The sequence below is a fragment of the Anaerotignum sp. genome (assembly GCF_051877975.1).
Taxonomy (GTDB): Bacteria; Bacillota; Clostridia; order Lachnospirales; family Anaerotignaceae; genus Anaerotignum_A.
In genome coordinates this window covers 23,250-40,734 of the sequence record NZ_JBJEJK010000043.1, presented here as the reverse complement: position 1 = coordinate 40,734, position 17,485 = coordinate 23,250, and the positions used below count along the sequence as shown (strand labels likewise).

General features: G+C 45.5%; 14 protein-coding genes. 3 read left to right on the top strand and 11 right to left on the bottom strand.

Going from position 1 to position 17,485, the window contains the following annotated elements:
* Positions 1-9: 9 nt before the first annotated feature.
* Entirely contained in the window at positions 10-282 is a 273-nt protein-coding gene (locus ACI39P_RS07085; RefSeq protein WP_439719969.1) for an ACT domain-containing protein, read from the bottom strand.
* Between the two features lie 261 nt (positions 283-543).
* Here ACI39P_RS07085 and carB point away from each other — a divergent pair, with 261 nt between their 5' ends.
* Positions 544-3,768 (top strand): carbamoyl-phosphate synthase large subunit, encoded by a 3,225-nt coding sequence (gene carB, locus ACI39P_RS07080; RefSeq protein ID WP_439719968.1) that lies wholly within the window; start codon positions 544-546, stop codon positions 3,766-3,768.
* A gap of 289 nt (positions 3,769-4,057) precedes the next feature.
* Here carB and clpB read toward each other — a convergent pair whose 3' ends face one another.
* The 3 genes from clpB to ACI39P_RS07065 all read right to left on the bottom strand — a co-directional run bounded on the left by clpB (position 4,058) and on the right by ACI39P_RS07065 (position 8,790).
* Positions 4,058-6,640: an ATP-dependent chaperone ClpB gene (gene clpB / locus ACI39P_RS07075; protein ID WP_439719967.1), complete on the bottom strand. Its 2,583-nt coding sequence runs from the start codon at positions 6,638-6,640 to the stop codon at positions 4,058-4,060.
* A 282-nt stretch (positions 6,641-6,922) separates the two neighbouring features.
* Positions 6,923-7,162, bottom strand: a complete 240-nt coding sequence (locus tag ACI39P_RS07070) for a hypothetical protein (RefSeq protein ID WP_439719966.1) — start codon at positions 7,160-7,162, stop codon at positions 6,923-6,925.
* A gap of 14 nt (positions 7,163-7,176) precedes the next feature.
* Positions 7,177-8,790 (bottom strand): family 10 glycosylhydrolase, encoded by a 1,614-nt coding sequence (locus ACI39P_RS07065; protein ID WP_439719965.1) that lies wholly within the window; start codon positions 8,788-8,790, stop codon positions 7,177-7,179.
* Between the two features lie 301 nt (positions 8,791-9,091).
* Here ACI39P_RS07065 and ACI39P_RS07060 point away from each other — a divergent pair, with 301 nt between their 5' ends.
* Together ACI39P_RS07060 and ACI39P_RS07055 are read left to right on the top strand one after the other, a co-directional pair.
* Positions 9,092-9,931 (top strand): Cof-type HAD-IIB family hydrolase, encoded by an 840-nt coding sequence (locus ACI39P_RS07060; protein WP_439719964.1) that lies wholly within the window; start codon positions 9,092-9,094, stop codon positions 9,929-9,931.
* Positions 9,931-11,487, top strand: coding sequence for an ATP-binding cassette domain-containing protein (locus ACI39P_RS07055; protein ID WP_439719963.1), 1,557 nt, complete (start codon positions 9,931-9,933; stop codon positions 11,485-11,487). Before ACI39P_RS07060 ends, ACI39P_RS07055 begins: the two co-directional genes overlap by 1 nt.
* A 107-nt stretch (positions 11,488-11,594) precedes the next feature.
* On the opposite strand, the gene ACI39P_RS07050 is transcribed toward ACI39P_RS07055, so the two are convergent.
* The 7 genes from ACI39P_RS07050 to ACI39P_RS07020 all read right to left on the bottom strand — a co-directional run bounded on the left by ACI39P_RS07050 (position 11,595) and on the right by ACI39P_RS07020 (position 17,211).
* The gene (locus ACI39P_RS07050) at positions 11,595-13,106 is read right to left on the bottom strand and encodes an FGGY-family carbohydrate kinase (RefSeq protein ID WP_439719962.1); all 1,512 of its coding nucleotides are present in this window, start codon (positions 13,104-13,106) and stop codon (positions 11,595-11,597) included.
* A 2-nt stretch (positions 13,107-13,108) separates the two neighbouring features.
* Positions 13,109-13,915: a BtpA/SgcQ family protein gene (locus tag ACI39P_RS07045; protein WP_439719961.1), complete on the bottom strand. Its 807-nt coding sequence runs from the start codon at positions 13,913-13,915 to the stop codon at positions 13,109-13,111.
* Positions 13,916-14,037: 122 nt separating this feature from the next.
* Positions 14,038-14,577: an NAD(P)H-dependent oxidoreductase gene (locus ACI39P_RS07040; protein ID WP_439719960.1), complete on the bottom strand. Its 540-nt coding sequence runs from the start codon at positions 14,575-14,577 to the stop codon at positions 14,038-14,040.
* Between the two features lie 12 nt (positions 14,578-14,589).
* Entirely contained in the window at positions 14,590-15,477 is an 888-nt protein-coding gene (locus ACI39P_RS07035) for an aldo/keto reductase (protein WP_439719959.1), read from the bottom strand.
* Between the two features lie 343 nt (positions 15,478-15,820).
* The gene (locus ACI39P_RS07030) at positions 15,821-16,159 is read right to left on the bottom strand and encodes a hypothetical protein (RefSeq protein ID WP_439719958.1); all 339 of its coding nucleotides are present in this window, start codon (positions 16,157-16,159) and stop codon (positions 15,821-15,823) included.
* 29 nt (positions 16,160-16,188) lie between these two features.
* The gene (locus tag ACI39P_RS07025; protein ID WP_439719957.1) at positions 16,189-17,010 is read right to left on the bottom strand and encodes a BRCT domain-containing protein; all 822 of its coding nucleotides are present in this window, start codon (positions 17,008-17,010) and stop codon (positions 16,189-16,191) included.
* A gap of 33 nt (positions 17,011-17,043) precedes the next feature.
* On the bottom strand, positions 17,044-17,211 hold the full coding sequence (locus ACI39P_RS07020; protein WP_439719956.1) for a hypothetical protein: 168 nt from the start codon (positions 17,209-17,211) through the stop codon (positions 17,044-17,046).
* Between the last annotated feature and the right edge of the window lie 274 nt (positions 17,212-17,485).

Here is a 17,485-nt window from a genome sequence, read left to right as displayed (position 1 = left end):
GCCTCCTTTTCAAATGCGGTGCATCGCATCAAAGATCTCTGTGTGCTGGATTTTGATCTTCAGACCCATTTTTTCTCCTATTGCATACAGCTTTTCTGCTGTTGTATCAAATGTGTCCTTTGCCTCGGTAATGTCCACCACCATTACCATGTTGAAATAGCCCCCTACGATAGTCTGGGAAATATCCAGAATATTGATATTGGTTTCTGCCAAAACCGCGCATACCTTTGCAGTAATGCCCACCTGATCCAGACCAAGAACTGTTACAACTGCTTTTTTCATCTTACTTCCTCCTTTTTTCACCCATAATTTTTTTGAGAATGATGTTCTTATCATACCGAAGAAAAACAAAAAAAACAATGGACAAATGTCCCTATTTAAAGCACATCTTTCCAGGAAAACCCAGCATATTGTATACATAAAACAGTTTGTTTCTCTTTTTTCTCTAAAAATCATAGAGTTTTTCTATTGTAGGGTACAAAATGTGTTATAATAAGCAGGAAACAAATTCTTCAGAAAGTATCCGAAAAAGGAGGATCTCTTGTGAAACAAAAGAAAAATATCAAAAAGGTACTGATTATCGGTTCCGGCCCAATTATTATCGGTCAGGCCTGTGAATTTGACTATTCCGGCACACAGGCTTGCAAAGCATTAAAAAAATTAGGGTACGAAATCGTTTTAGTCAATTCCAACCCCGCAACGATCATGACAGACCCGGAAATTGCCGATGTGACCTACATTGAACCGCTGAACGTAACCCGTTTGGAACAGATCATCGCAAAGGAAAGACCCGATGCGCTGCTCCCCAATCTGGGCGGTCAGTCCGGTCTGAATCTTTGCTCTGAATTATCTAAGGCCGGCATTTTGGAAAAATATAACGTGGAAGTAATCGGCGTACAGGTGGATGCCATCGAACGGGGCGAAGACCGTATCGAATTCAAAAAAACCATGGACAGCCTTGGGATCGAAATGGCAAAAAGTGAAGTTGCTTATTCCGTTGAAGAAGCCCTTGCCATTGCGGATAAGCTGGGCTATCCTGTGGTTCTGCGTCCTGCCTATACCATGGGCGGCACCGGCGGCGGCCTTGTTTATAATGTAGACGAACTGAAAACCGTATGTGCCCGCGGTCTGCAGGCCAGCTTGGTGGGTCAGGTTCTGGTAGAAGAATCCATCCTCGGCTGGGAAGAACTGGAACTGGAAGTCGTTCGCGATGCCGAAGGCAACATGATTACTGTCTGCTTCATTGAAAATATCGACCCTCTAGGCGTGCATACCGGCGATTCCTTCTGTTCCGCTCCCATGCTGACCATTTCCGAAGAAGTACAGAAACGTCTGCAGGAAAAATCCTATAAAATCGTTGATTCCGTACAGGTCATCGGCGGCACCAATGTGCAGTGGGCTCATGACCCTAAAACAGACAGAGATATCATCATTGAGATCAACCCCAGAACTTCCCGTTCTTCCGCCCTGGCTTCCAAAGCTACCGGTTTCCCCATTGCTTTGGTTTCCGCCATGCTGGCAACAGGTCTGACTCTGAAAGATATCCCCTGCGGCAAATATGGCACACTGGATAAATATGTTCCAGATGGCGATTATGTAGTTATCAAATTTGCCCGTTGGGCTTTTGAAAAATTCAAAGGTGTAGAAGATAAGCTGGGCACACAGATGAGAGCTGTAGGCGAAGTCATGAGTATCGGCAAAACCTATAAAGAGGCCTTCCAGAAGGCGATCCGTTCCCTGGAAACCGGCCGTTATGGTCTGGGTCACGCCAAGGATTTCGACAGCAAATCCAAGGAAGAGCTGCTCCACATGCTGGTAACTCCCTCCAGTGAACGGCACTTCCTCATGTATGAAGCCCTCCGCAAAGGGGCAACCCCCGATGAAATCCATGAAATCACAAAGGTAAAACACTGGTTCATTGAACAGATGAAAGAACTGGTGGAGGAAGAAGAAGCCTTGCTGGCAAACAAAGGCAAGCTGCCTGCCGATGATGTTCTCATTGCCGCAAAGAAGGACGGCTTCTCCGATAAATATCTGAGCCAGATTTTGGAAGTCAAAGAAGAAGATATCCGAAACAAGAGAATCGAGCTGGGTCTGGAAGAAGCCTGGGAACCTGTACACGTCAGCGGTACACAGGATAAGGCTTACTACTATTCCACTTACAACGCAGCGGATAAAAACCCCGTCCGCACAGAAAAACCTAAGGTCATGATTTTGGGCGGCGGCCCCAACAGAATCGGTCAGGGTATCGAATTCGACTATTGCTGCGTCCATGCTTCCCTTGCCCTGAAAGAGCTGGGCTTTGAAACGATTATCGTCAACTGCAACCCCGAAACCGTTTCCACAGACTATGACACTTCCGATAAACTCTATTTTGAACCTCTGACATTGGAAGATGTCCTGAGCATCTATAAAAAGGAAAACCCCGTTGGTGTCATCGCTCAGTTTGGCGGTCAGACTCCTTTGAATCTGGCGGCAGATCTGGAAAAGAACGGCGTAAAAATCCTGGGCACTCCTCCCGCAGTCATCGACCTGGCAGAGGACAGAGATTTGTTCCGCGCTATGATGGATAAGCTGGAAATCCCCATGCCCGAATCCGGCATGGCTGTTACCGTAGAGGATGCTTTGAAGATTGCCGATGCAATCGGTTATCCTGTGATGGTACGTCCTTCTTATGTTTTGGGCGGCCGAGGTATGGAAGTGGTTTATGACCCTGAAAACCTGACAAAATATATGAATGCAGCCGTTGGCGTCACCCCCGACAGACCCATCCTCATCGACCGTTTCCTGAATCACGCCATGGAATGCGAAGCAGATGCCATCAGCGACGGCACCCATGCCTTCGTTCCCGCTGTTATGGAACATATCGAACTGGCCGGCGTTCATTCCGGCGACTCCGCATGTATCATTCCTTCCAGACATATTTCTGAAAAAAATGTCAAGACCATCAAGGAATATACTAGAAAGATTGCGGAAGAGATGGGCGTAAAAGGTTTGATGAATATGCAGTATGCCATCGAAAACGACAAGGTATACGTTTTGGAAGCAAACCCCAGAGCCTCCCGTACGGTGCCTTTGGTTTCCAAAGTATGTAATATCCGCATGGTGCCTTTGGCTATCGATATTGTAACAGCAGAACTGACAGGCAGACCTTCCCCTGTGCCCGCCCTGAAGGAACGCAATATCCCCTACTACGGTGTTAAGGAAGCAGTATTCCCCTTCAATATGTTCCAGGAAGTTGACCCTGTCCTTGGGCCTGAAATGCGCTCCACCGGTGAAGTTCTGGGTCTGTCCCAGTTCTATGGGGAAGCCTTCTTCAAAGCCCAGGAAGCAACTCAGACCAAACTGCCCCTGAGCGGCACTGTCCTGATCTCCGTTTGCGATAAGGATAAGGCAGAGCTGATTGAAATTGCAAAAGATTTTGCCGATGCAGGCTTCAAGATTCTTGCTACCAGGGGTACACAGAAGGCCTTGGCCGAAGCTGGGATTGCTTCTGAATTCGTTTATAAACTCAGCGAAGGCAGACCGAATATCTCCGACCTTATCACCAATGGCAAAATTGATCTGATCATCAATACCCCCAAAGGTGCCGATGGCGCAGCCGATGACAGCTATCTGCGGAAAGCTGCCATCCGTAAAAAAATCCCCTATATCACCACCATTGCCGCTGCAAAGGCAACTGCCAGCGGTATCGAATCTATGAATAAGCCCGGCTGTGGTGTTGTTCGCTCTTTGCAGGAACTGCACAGCATGATTACTGAAAAATAATTCTATAACAGGAATGCTTTTTGAATTTTTTCATAGAAAAAAGAGATTCCTCTGAATAGCATCAGGGAAACAGAAACGCATCAAAAAAGACCTCTTACGATAGCAAAAAGCCTATCCTAAGGGGTCTTTCTATATCAGAAAAAATGTTTCATCCGCCGGAAACGCAAAACTGACACCGCCGGAATGACGATGTCAGTTTGTTATATCTGTTTGGTTCTATTTTATGCTATTTGATACTGTCCGCAGGAAATGGCGGGATCCCTTTTTCCTATCATTCTTTTCATTAGAGTCAAAGAACGATATAATTTTCATTTTCATCCACATCCACTGTCAGCGTTGCGCCGGGCTCAACCTGATCTGCAATAATCTTTCTAGCCAGCAAAGTTTCCACATTCCGCTGTACCAGACGTTTCAATGGTCTTGCACCAAAGGCAGGATCATACCCTGTTTCAATGATATGATTCTTTGCCCGTTCTGTCAGTTCACATTTCAGCTGCTTATCTGCCAGTCTGCCATTCAGGTCTTTCAGAATCAGGTCGATGATATGGGTGATATTCTCCTTCGTCAGAGGTTTATAGAATACGATCTCATCCAGTCTGTTCAGGAATTCAGGACGGAAGGATTGTTTCAGCAGACCATCCACCGCTGCTCTTGCATCGGAAGTGATCTCACCGTTGGCATCGATGCCATCCAACAGATAGGAAGAACCCAAGTTAGAGGTCAGGATGATAACCGTGTTTTTGAAATCCACGGTTCTGCCCTGAGAATCGGTGATACGGCCGTCATCCAATACCTGCAGCAGAATATTAAATACATCGGGATGGGCCTTTTCCACTTCATCGAACAGGATAACAGAATAAGGTTTCCGGCGTACCGCTTCGGTCAGCTGTCCGCCCTCTTCATAGCCTACATATCCAGGAGGCGCACCGATCAGACGAGACACACTGAACTTTTCCATATATTCGGTCATATCGATACGAACCATGTTCTTTTCATCATCAAACAGGCATTCCGCCAAGGTCTTTGCCAGCTCCGTTTTCCCAACACCAGTAGGGCCAAGGAACAGGAAGGAACCGATAGGTCTGTTGGGGCTCTGGATACCTGCACGGCTTCTCAAAATTGCTTCGGAAACCTTTGTAACGGCTTCATCCTGCCCAACGACTCTTTCATGGAGGATATCCTCCAGATGCAGCAGTTTTTCCCGTTCGCCTTCCATCAGTTTGGCTACAGGGATACCTGTCCAGCGTTCGATGATACGGGCAATCTCTTCTTCGGTGACTTTATCTCTCAGCAGTGTATTCCGTTCGCTGTTTTCAGCAATACGTTCTTTTTCTTCCAATTCCTTCTGCAGCTGAGGCAGCTTTCCATATTTCAGCTCTGCCGCTTTATTCAGGTCATATTTCCGCTCTGCCGCTTCGATTTCCGCATTGACATCTTCAATTTCTTCCCGCAGCTTCTGTACTACGCCAATGGCATCCTTTTCATTCTGCCATTTTGCCTGCAAAGCCGCGAAATTATCCCGCATTTCTGCCAGTTCCTTCTGGATTTCCTGCAGGTGCTCCTGAGAAAGCTTGTCGTCCTCTTTTTTCAGGGCTGCCTCCTCAATTTCATGCTGAATGATCTTTCTCTGGATAATATCCAGTTCTGTAGGCATAGAATCCATTTCGGTACGGATCATGGCACAGGCTTCATCCACCAGGTCGATAGCCTTATCCGGCAGGAATCGATCGGAAATATAGCGGTTGGATAAGGTTGCCGCCGCAATGATGGCCTGATCCTGAATTTTTACACCATGGTATACTTCATACCGTTCCTTCAGACCACGCAGGATTGCAATGGTATCCTCTACGGTAGGCTCGTTGACCATGACAGGCTGGAAACGACGTTCCAGTGCAGGGTCTTTTTCGATATACTGCTTATATTCATTCAGGGTTGTTGCACCGATACAGTGCAGTTCCCCCCTTGCCAGCATGGGCTTCAGCAGGTTGCCCGCATCCATGGCGCCGTCGCTTTTGCCTGCGCCGACGATGGTATGCAGTTCATCGATGAACAGGATGATCTTGCCTTCGCTCTTTTTCACTTCATTCAGGACTGCTTTCAGCCGTTCCTCAAATTCCCCACGGAACTTTGCACCGGCAATCAAAGCACCCATATCCAGAGAGAAGATGGTCTTATCTTTCAGGCTGTTGGGTACATCTTCTTTTACAATACGCTGGGCCAGTCCTTCGGCAATGGCGGTTTTGCCGACACCGGGTTCCCCGATCAGCACAGGGTTATTCTTTGTTTTTCTGGACAGGATACGGATGACATTACGAATTTCATCATCACGGCCAATGACGGGATCCAGCTTTTTACTTCTTGCTTTTTCCACCAGGTCTGTGCCGTATTTTTTCAGAGCATCATAAGTTGCTTCTGGTGAATCACTGGTAACGCGGGTATTACCACGCACCGTCGCCAGCATCTTCATGAAATCTTCCTTTGTTACATTATACTGACGGAAAAGTTCCTTCAAAACGGCATTGGGAGCATTGACCATTGCCATGAAAATATGTTCCACAGAAACATATTCATCTGTCATATTTTCCGCCAGTTTTTCCGCTGCGGTCAGGGTCTTTTCCAGATCCACCGCCACACGGGTCTGCCCGCCGCTGACTCTGGGCAGGCGTTTTACTTCATTTTCCACTGCCTGTGTCAGGCCATTCACATTTACTTCCATTTTCTGCAGCAGCTGGGGAATGAGGCCATCCTCCTGCTGCAGCAAAGCCTGCAGCAAATGCTGCTGATCCAGTTGGGGATTGCCATATTCGATCGCACTGGACTGGGCGTTTTGAATGGCCTCCAAAGATTTTTGGGTAAATTTCTGTAAGTTCATAACCATTCCACCTTTCAAACTTTTCAAATCTATGATAACCATTAGGTTCTTCTCTTAACCACGTACCCATTATACATTGTTAGCACTCGCTTGTAAAGAGTGCTAACAAAACTTTTTTGTAAATTTTTTGTGAATAATAAAAACCATCCCTCAAAAAACAGAAAAAACCATTCAGAGTACGTTGCTCTTTTCACATCTCACTCCATAAGTCTTTACAATAAAAAATCCCCTCTTATTCTATAAACAAATAAGACGGGAATTTTTTATTGTAAGATTTTTTCGTTATCCTAAATATTGGGTCAGTTCTGCAAAACGGACACTGCTGTTTTCCGCTTCTTCCTCTTTTCTGCTGCCATCGGCATATTCCACAAGGAATCTGGTTTTTTCCGAGCCGCTTTCCAGCAGCTGTACGCGAACGATCGTAGCGCTCAGTTCTGCCTGCATGGTGAAGCCTTGCATCCTTTCGGATTTGCGGATACGTTCTTCGTTGCGTTTTTCCTGCAGCTTTTTAAAAAAAGACATCTCAAGGCTCCTCCTTATTGATAAGATTTCGTCGTTTCCATCCCGATGGTGAAGGTGCTTTCGTTCCAGGTTATCCCCATATCCAACAGCTGCGCCAGATCCCGCAGTTTATAATAGGTATAATCATTGATGGTATAAGCGCTGATATTCTTTTTGGTACCATCGCAATACAATTTCGCCGTAGATGTAGTCGCATAGGTATCACCATATCTGCCTGCAGAAGAACTGCCTACAGAAGTATAAGGTGTATGGAGAATCAGCTGAATCGCCTGATTTTCTTCATCCCAGGAAGTCTGGAACTGTTTTGATGTGCCATTGAGGGCACCGGCAATATCTCTCAGTTTAAAATAGGTATAATCATCGATCGTATAAACCTGAAAATCCACCGCCTTGCCATCCACCGTTACCTTTGCACGGCCGGCATAGGCCCATTTTTTCTGAACAATTACAGGTGTTTCCGGTTCAGGTTCAGGAACCGTGATTTCTGGTTTCTCTTCATAATATTCTTTCAGGGCATCATAGCAGCCCTGTCTGTTATTCAGCAAATCCCGTAAGCTGAAAAAGAAACTGCCGTCTACATTATATTTTTCATTGACTTGCAATTCCGCTGTAATTTCCTTTGCTACGGTATCCTTATAAATCCCCTGCCCGATATACAGCTTTACGCCCGTGCCTTCCACTACATCGCTCCACCATGCTACCAAAGTTTCATAATCGGCATAAGCATTGCCCTGTTCCCAATAAATCTGGGGGACGATATAATCTACCCAGCCTTTTTCCACCCATTTTTTGGCATCACCATAGACCGTATAATAACCCTCGGAGCCCCTCGTGGCAGAGCCTTCCGTATCAGAGGTATTGTTTTTCCAGATTCCCATGGGGCTGATGCCAAATGCTACCGAGGAGTCGATATTTTTGATGGTCTTATAAACCTGTTTCACCAGATCATCTACATGTTCCCGGCGTTCATTGGCCAAAGCGCCGTCACGATCTTCCCCTTCCGGCAGCGGATAATTGGAGGGATAGAAATAATCATCAAAGTGAATTGCATCCACATCATAATTTTCTACGATTTCCGCTACTGTATCGCAGATATATTCCTTTACTTCCTCTTTTTCGGGGTTATAATACATCGCACCATTATAGGTCAATATCCAATCGGGGTGCTGTCTTGCCATATTATCCACCGAAAGAGCTGAAACATCTGTACCAGAAGTGGTGATGCGGTAAGGGTTCATCCATGCATGAAATTCCATGCCTCTTTTATGGGTTTCTTCAATCATAAATTGCATCGGGTCATAACCGGGGTCCATTCCCTGCACCCCGGTCAAAACCGCACTCCAAGGGTTCAAATCGGATTCATAGAAAGCATCCCCTTTGGGGCGCACCTGTACCACCACCGTATTCAGCCCCATTTCCTTGGCCTTCTCCAGCTTCTGGATAAATTCGTTTTTCTGGGCATCCGGGTTATTCGTAGTGGAAGGATAATCCGCACTATAGACCGTAGAAATCCAAACCGCCCGCATCTCCTTGGCATCAGCAGCATAGGCCTCCTGGGCACCAATGCCTACCATCCCTAAAACACCACAAAGAAGGCCTGTACAAAGTTTTTTCAAATATTTATTCATAACATTCACCTGATTTCTTCCATTTCTAAATAATTGCATTTCTATCAGTGTACCATAAAAAGGGGCAGAAAAATATTACAAATACCTTAATCTTCTTTTTTGGAAAAATCGGTTCAGCCGCTATTTGCTGTATTTGGGATACTTCCAGGGACGATTGGTCATCCCTCTTTGCCAGAATATTTGAGCGCATTCATATCTTTTTCGCAGTTTCCGTATCAGAAACAGAGCACTTCTGTCCATCTTACTCATTGTCTGCGCTCTGTTTCTTTGGTAAAATAAAGACGTTAGGCAGGTGAAAACCATGGCAAAAATCAAACTAATCGCCTCCGATTTGGACGGCACATTATTGACAAACAAAAAAGAGATCACGCCCCGGTTATATCAGGCGTTAAAAAAAATAAATGAAATGGGTATTTATTTTGTTCCCTCTACGGGGAGGCCCTTCGATTCCCTCCCGTGGGATGTAAAAAATCTCCCCTTTTTGAAATATGTCATCACCAGCAATGGGGCTTCCGTATATGATGCCCGGGAAAACTATGATATTGTCCAAAATTTTCTGGCTCCCACAGCAGTAGATCTTACCTTAGAGATTGCAGGGAAATTACCCGTTATCATTGAATTTTTCAAAGACGGCAAGGCATATATCGCAAAAGAGGTTTTCGATGACCTCTCCCCCTATCAGCTGACAGAAAGCCACATCCACTACATAAAGACCACCCGTAACCCTGTAAAGGATTTCTTTGGAGAAATCGAAAAAAACAAATGTTCCCTGGAAAATATCAATCTAATTTTCAGTGATATGGAACTGAGAAAACAGACATGGGATTTGCTGAAATCCAAAGGGCATGCTTCTGTCACGGCATCCTCCCCGAATAATATCGAAATCACTTCCAAGGACGCCACCAAGGCACGGGCACTGGAAAAGCTCTGCCAAGTTTTGGGGATTGAGCCGAAAAACACCCTCGCCATGGGGGATGGGGATAATGACCTGCCCATGCTGCGCTTTGCCGGCATCGGCGTTGCCATGGAAAACGGGGAAGCCCATGTAAAAGCAGCGGCAGATTTTATCGCCGATGACTGCAACGATTTCGGTGCAGCAAAGATATTAGAACAAATCATTGAACAAAAAGGAGTTTTGTAATGAGTATTTTGAATGTAGTAAATCTCAGCCACGGCTTTGGCGACAGGGCAATCTTCACAGATGTATCCTTCCGCCTGCTGAAAGGCGAACATGTCGGCTTTGTGGGTGCCAATGGCGAAGGCAAATCCACATTTATGAATATCATCACCGGCAAGTTGATGCCCGATGAAGGCAAGATTGAATGGAGCAAAAACGTGCGCGTCGGTTATTTAGACCAGCATACCGTTCTGGAAAAAGGACAGACTATCCGGGATGTACTGCAATCGGCTTTTTCCTATCTTTTTGAACTGGAAGCTCAGATGAATGCCTATTATGGGGAAATGGCAGAAGCTGATGCAGACCGTATGGAATTTTTGATGGAAGAAACCGGCAGCATACAGGAAACGCTGGAGCATCATGATTTTTATATCATCGATTCCAAAGTAGAGGAAATCGGCCGCGCCCTGGGCTTGGCAGATATCGGCATGGATAAAGATGTGACAGAGCTTTCCGGCGGGCAAAGAACCAAGGTGCTGATGGCAAAGCTGCTGTTGGAAAAACCTGATATCCTGCTCTTAGATGAACCCACCAACTATCTGGATGAAAGCCACATCGAATGGCTGAAACGCTATCTGATCGAATATGAAAACGCCTTTATTCTTATCTCCCACGATATTCCTTTTCTGAACAGCGTTGTGAATCTGATCTATCATGTGGAAAATGCTCAAATCAACAGATACGTTGGCAATTATGATAAATTCCAAGAGGTCTATGCCATGAAGAAAGCCCAGCTGGAAGCGGCTTACCGCAAACAGCAGCAGGAAATCGAAGACCTGAAGGATTTCGTCGCCAGAAACAAAGCCAGAGTCGCTACCAGAAATATGGCAATGAGCCGACAGAAAAAACTGGATAAAATGGATGTCATAGAATTGGCAAAGGAAAAACCCAAGCCGGAATTTCACTTTAAAGAAGCCCGTGCCTCCGGCAGATATATTTTCCAGACAGAAGACCTTGTCATCGGCTATGATAAACCCCTTTCCAAACCTCTGACCCTTTCCATGGAAAGAGGGCAAAAGATTGCTTTGGTCGGTGCTAACGGGATTGGGAAAACCACCCTGCTGAAAAGCATCATCGGCGAAATCCCTCCTCTCAGCGGCAAAACAGAACTGGGGGATTATCTCTACACAGGCTATTTTGAGCAGGAAAAGAAATATACCGAAAATGTGACCTGTATCGATGAAATCTGGAAGGAATTCCCCTCCTTCACCCAGTATGAAGTCCGTTCCGCTTTGGCAAAATGCGGATTGACCACAAAGCATATTGAAAGTATGGTAAAGGTGCTCAGCGGCGGCGAACAGGCGAAAGTACGTCTGTGCAAGCTTATCAACAACGAAACCAATGTACTGCTGCTGGATGAACCGACCAACCATTTGGATGTAGATGCAAAAGAAGAACTGAAACGAGCCCTGAAAGCCTATAAAGGCAGTATCCTGCTTGTCTGCCATGAACCGGAATTTTATCGTGACGTGGTGACAGATGTATGGAATTGCGAGGAATGGACAACCGTGCAGCTATAACTATATAACATATAAAAGGAAGGCTGCAGCAGCACTCTTTTATGGTCTGCTCAAGCCTTCCAGCAATCTCATCCCCTTCTCTGAATTATCAGAAAAGGGGGTTTTGATTAGGATTCTTTTTTATTTTCCGAAAGCAGATGCATCATTTCCTTTGTTTTCTCATAGAGGGTCGCAAAAAGGATTCCCTGCTTGCGGTAAACTGCAAAGGTTTCCGGATTTGGCACATATTTCTTTTCTACCTGTATTTTACCGGATAATTCTGCCCAATCCTGAAAAGCGCCGCCTGCCAATGCTGCCATTAAGGCATCCCCATAAGCCGCACCAACCGTGATTTTTGGAACAGAAATTTCCTGTTCTAAAATATCTGCCAAACACTGCATCCAAACAGCATTTTTCGTGCCGCCGCCGACGGCAAAGATTCTTTTCACCTGCAAGCCATGGGACTTGAGCAATTCCAGATTTGACTGCATGCTATAACAAATTCCTTCCAAGCCTGCCCGTACCAAATGCCCGCGGGTATGTCCTGTTTCCAGCCCCAGAAAACAGCCTCTTGCTTTCGGGTCATTGATGGGCGTGCGCTCCCCTGCAAAATAAGGCAGACAAAGCAGACCTTCACTGCCTGCAGGCACTTTTGCCGCCTCTTCTGCCATTTTTGAAAAGGCTTCCCCCGTTTCCGTCTCCCGATACCACTGTTCTTTCATCCACTGAGTCAAAGCACCGGCCGTATTGGTTCCGGCACAGATGCCATAGGTATCAGGCAGGATAAAGGTTCCTGGCCAAAGACGGGGTTCGTCTATCATACGGTCGCTCAAATAAATCAGATATCCGGTAGAACCCAGCTGTATCATCATATCTCCCGGCTGACAAACACCGGCTGAAATCGCTTCTGCACCGGAATCACCTGTGCCTGTCAAGACAGGGGTGCCTGCTGCCAGTCCTGTTTCTTTCGCCGCCCGCTCTGTCACATGCCCTGCAATGGCTGTGGCAGGCAGCAGTTCCGCCATTTGGTCCGGTCTGCAAAAATCCTCACAGCCTTCTGCATGGATCCTGCCGTTTTTTAAATCATATAAAGGAAGGAAATCCTCCGCCAAATAGGGGTCCAATACATAACGATCGGTCAATCTTCCACATAAATAAGAAGATGCTGTCAAAAATTTATAGGCGCTTTCCCAGATATCTTTATGATGATTCCGAAACCAAAGTACCTTTGGTGCAACATCAGAGCTGCAGGGCATGTGTCCGAATATTTTTTCTGCATTTTTTCCATATTTTTCTAAAGCCCACTGAATCTCTTTTTCCGCACGGCTGTCTATTCCATAAAGAATCGCATCACTAAGGGCTTTTCCATCTTTCCCAATGGGGACACAATCGCAGCCTAGGGCTGAAAGTCCCACACATCCAATCTCAGCAGGGAAAATTGCCGCCTGCTCTATCAAGATGCGGCATAGTCTGCAAAAATCACCCCACCATATCCGTTCCGCATCCTGAGAAAACCAGCCTGGCCGGGGATGAGCCAAGCCATGGCCAACAGCCGCCTGCCAGCAGATTCTGCCATCTTCGTCGATAAGAACCCCTTTGCTTTCTCTGGTTCCAATATCAATGCCAAGATAATACGCCATGCTCATTCCCCTCTCAGCTTATGTACCAGATCCATAAATGCTTTTACACGGACTTCATCGATGGGGTTCTCAAATTTTCCATCCTTTTTAAATGTAGAGCCTACAAAAGCCCCTTGGCAGCGTTTCAGAATCTCTTCGACATTGCTCAGCTTACAGCCTGTTCCGCAAACCACCGGCGTATCTCCCGCCGCTTCTCCCACCTGTTCCAACAATTCCATTTGAGGGCCAAAACCAGCTGCCGCGCCACCTACTACCATAGCATCCGGGCGGCAATTGAACAGAAGGGATTGGGCAATATCCACTGTGGTACGTTCCCCTACGCAGGCATCGCCTTCACTGGTAATAAAATAGAAGAGTTTCAAATCATCCAAACGATATGCATTTTTCAGGCGCAGTGTTTTTGCAATATCACGGTCAACCAATCCAAAATCCCCTGCCCAGACGCCGGTAAACATACACCGGGTAAATGCAGCTTCTGTCGCCGCACAAAGAGAAATAGACGCATCTCCATCAAAAATTGCTTCTGCGCCATAGGGCACTTTTATAGAAGATTTCAGGGCGCCAATCACCATCCCCATGGCCGCCAGCGTTACAGGGGAAACGGTTTTTTCATAGGGCATACTGAATTCATTCGTAAACAGTACCCCATCCACACCGCCGTTCTGCAGAGCCTTCAGGTCTGCTCTTGCCTGTCGGATCACCGCATCCATGCCTTCCCCTTTATAAAAAGGATCCCCCGGCAATGCCCGCACATGTATCAAACCAATGATCGGTTTTTCCGTTCCAAAAAGTTCCGTTAAAAAAGACATATGTAAACCTCCTGTCATTTACATTTTCTGTCATATTATAACATATAACTCTTGGCTTTCAAAATAACCCCCAATAGATTCGTTGAAACAAACTAATATAACCTTCTTTTATCTATAAAAGATCAAACAGCTTTCCCCATTTCATAAGCTTCCTGTATCAAAGGGGTCTCTTTCACAGCCCCTGCTTCATACACACCGCTGCCATAAAGAACACCTTTCTCTGTGGAGCCATCCAGACAAACTGCAAACCCTCTGAAGCATTCCAGTGTGCAGTCCATGGCAGCTTTATCCGCTTCCGCCGCAGTCATAATATAATAGAATTCTTTATTTTTCAATTCCGTCCACTGGGCAACGGTACGGTCGATCACTGTCTTCATCTGCGCATCAATAGAATAGAAATAGACCGGGCTTGCCATAACGATCACATCTGCCCAATGCATTTCCTGAAGGATTTCCTCCATATCATCCTTAACGGCACAAACACCGCCATGCTCTCTGCAATAATAACATGCATTACAGTATCCAATTTTTTTGTCCCGAATAAAAATCTTTTTCACCTGATTCCCTGCTTCTTCCGCGCCGCGCAGAAACGCATTGCATAATAAATCTGAATTTCCTCCTCTTCTGGGGCTTCCCGAAAGGATCAATACTCTTTTGCTCATTTTTACGCCTCCTTACCATTCTTTTTTCTCGTCATTTGCGTTTTGTTTTCCCGTTCGTTCTTTTACCATTTTCACAAACCATTCCACCATGCTGGGGTCCGTATGAGAGAAAAAGGCACTCTGTTTTTTATCAAGGGCTGCAATCGTTTCCATATCTGCATCCGTCAATACAAAATCAAATACGTTGAAATTTTGTTCCATACGCTCAATATGTGTAGATTTGGGAATGACAACGATGCCTCTTTGCAGATGCCATCTCAGAATCACCTGCGCAGGTGTTTTGCCATATCGATCTCCAATCACTTTCAGCTCAGGAAGCTCAAACATACCGCCTCGCCCTTCGCCAAAGGGGGCCCATGCTTCCATCTGTACCCCATATTTATCGTGCCATGCCTTGGCTTCTTTCTGCTGATGATGGGGATGGGTTTCAATTTGGTTAACTGCCGGTCTGATTCTTGCAAAAGATGCGATATCTACCATGCGGTCCACATAAAAATTAGAAATACCAATGGCACGAATCTTTCCTTCTTCATACAAATCTTCCAGCGCACGGTATGCACCAAAATAATCCGCAAAAGGTTGATGCAGCAGGCAAAGATCCAAATAATCCACCTGCAGTTTCCGCATGGATTCCAGCACAGATGCTCTGCATTCATCATAGCCGTAATGCTCGATCCAAACCTTTGTCGTCAAAAAAATTTCTTCCCGGGGAATGCCGCTCTTTTTGATGGCATTGCCTACCTCCTCCTCATTGAAATAGGACTGGGCAGTATCGATCAGGCGATAGCCAACTTTCAGCGCATCCAAAACGCATCTTTCGCATTCTTCTCTGGGTATCTGATAAACACCATACCCCAGCATTGGCATTTCCACACCATTGTTTAACTTTACGTATTTCATACAATAATACCTCCTTGCATTCCTCCATTTATACGCCTTTCATAAAGTATAAGTAAATGATATAAGTTCAAGTCGACTTTAAGTCAATAGTCTTTGAAACAAATTTTTTTGAAGCAACATAGAAAAAGTGCCATTTTGGTATTCAAAAATGGCACTCAAATCCACCTATCCTTTTATAATCACTTCTGCTCGACAGAATATCAAACCAGCGTAACTTATTTAACATCCTCTGTTATACTAAAAACAGAACGTAATCGCTCCGTTCCGAAAACACATCCATACGGATTGCGTTCCATTTACCGAACTTTTTATTCAGAGCTTCACACCTTCTGTTGTCCAACTGCTAATCCTCGTTTCTATGCCTTTCCTCTCTCAATGGCACAGCATTTTGTGCCATCATACGGATCAGATCTTCATGGATTTCAGGTGCTTCTTTGCTGCATTTTTTGAAGCAATATTCCCAAGCGATCTGCAGAGCACCGCCGGGAGAACCATTAGGCTCACCGAACATCTCCATTGTCAGGGTTTCCTCGGAAAAGCTGTCCATTTTAATAATATTGAAGCCATAGCCATCTGTATAATCACACCTTTTGTCTATTACCAGGTTCAGGCAGTCAATCGCTTCTTTTGTCCAGCTGCCGATCAGCGTTGCTGTTCCCCTTAATTCACATGTACACTGCATAATTTTACTTCCTTAAATTTCAAAATTACTTATTCTTCTTCGCAAAATTCCATAAAGCTGTCATAGGAAACGATCTTAATCTTACCGCCCAGCTTGTTCCATTCCAGAGCCTTCCGATAATCTGCGAGTTCCTTTTCGCATGCCTCATCTACGATTAGGTAATCTGTTCCCTCTGTCACGTGGTCTTCCACAATACCACCCATTTCTTCGATCGTTTCTGCAAGTTCTTCTTCGTCTTCCTCGTCATAGATACCTGCTATAACGAAAACGCTGTCCGCAAATGCCAGTTCAGAAACATCAGAAAACTCGAATTCCACAGGCTCTACATATTTACTAAAGGGAATCCACTCTGCTTCTTCGGGGAATCCCCAATTCACAATCGTCAGGTATTCCCCATCTTCATCGAAGTCTTCTTCGTATTCGTCTTCATACCAGTCTCTTTCCTCTGCGATCACACGGTTTTCATCACAGAAAGGATCTTCCGGTGCAGCGTAAATCGTAGATTCCCCTGCAGGAGAATAGTAGGCAAAATATTCTGTCGCATCAGATACGGAATAAATGATCTTCGCCGCCACCGCCATTTCCATCTGCGGATATGCTTCTGCCATATCATTCAGGAAGACCAGTACCGCTCCGGAAGATTCTGTAGAAATTTTCAGTACCACTGTCGCCATTTCCTCATCTGCATCTTTCCTAAAATATTGCAATTCTTCTTCAATGCCTTCCGCCATTTCTCCCACTTCATCGAAATCAGGATATTCTTCCATCCATTGGTTTGCCAGCTTGGCGGCTTCCCGCAAAACGCCCAGCTCTCCGTGCATCGCCACATGGATATCACCGTATAATCTCATAAAATCCCCTCCTGGTCGATTCTTCTGTCTGCTTCAAACAAGCCCGTATCGTCTTGCAATCTTCAGCAATTCCTCCCCATCTGCCCTGCGGATCTCATGCTCATCTAAAAGCATGGCAGGCATCCCCGCCATCGCCCCTGCGTAGATTTCCGCCAGCAGTTTTTTTCTCAGCTCTTCGATTTCTCTGTCATCATATTCCATTTCAAAACGCTCCTTGTTATTATAAAACATAAAACAAATTGCTATCTTCATTATACAACATAAATCAGATAAAATGAAGTTTTTAGGGATGCTGTCATCATAGACCCACAAAAAATTATGCTTTTCTTCCCTACTGGAAATATAGGTATATCTATGGCAAATTGAGTATTCCATACAAAAGCGGTCTTTCCGAATAACAGAAAACAGACATATCAGAAGTCCTGAAAACTCAGGATTTTCTTGACATGTCTGTCTTTCGTATCCATAGCATCTA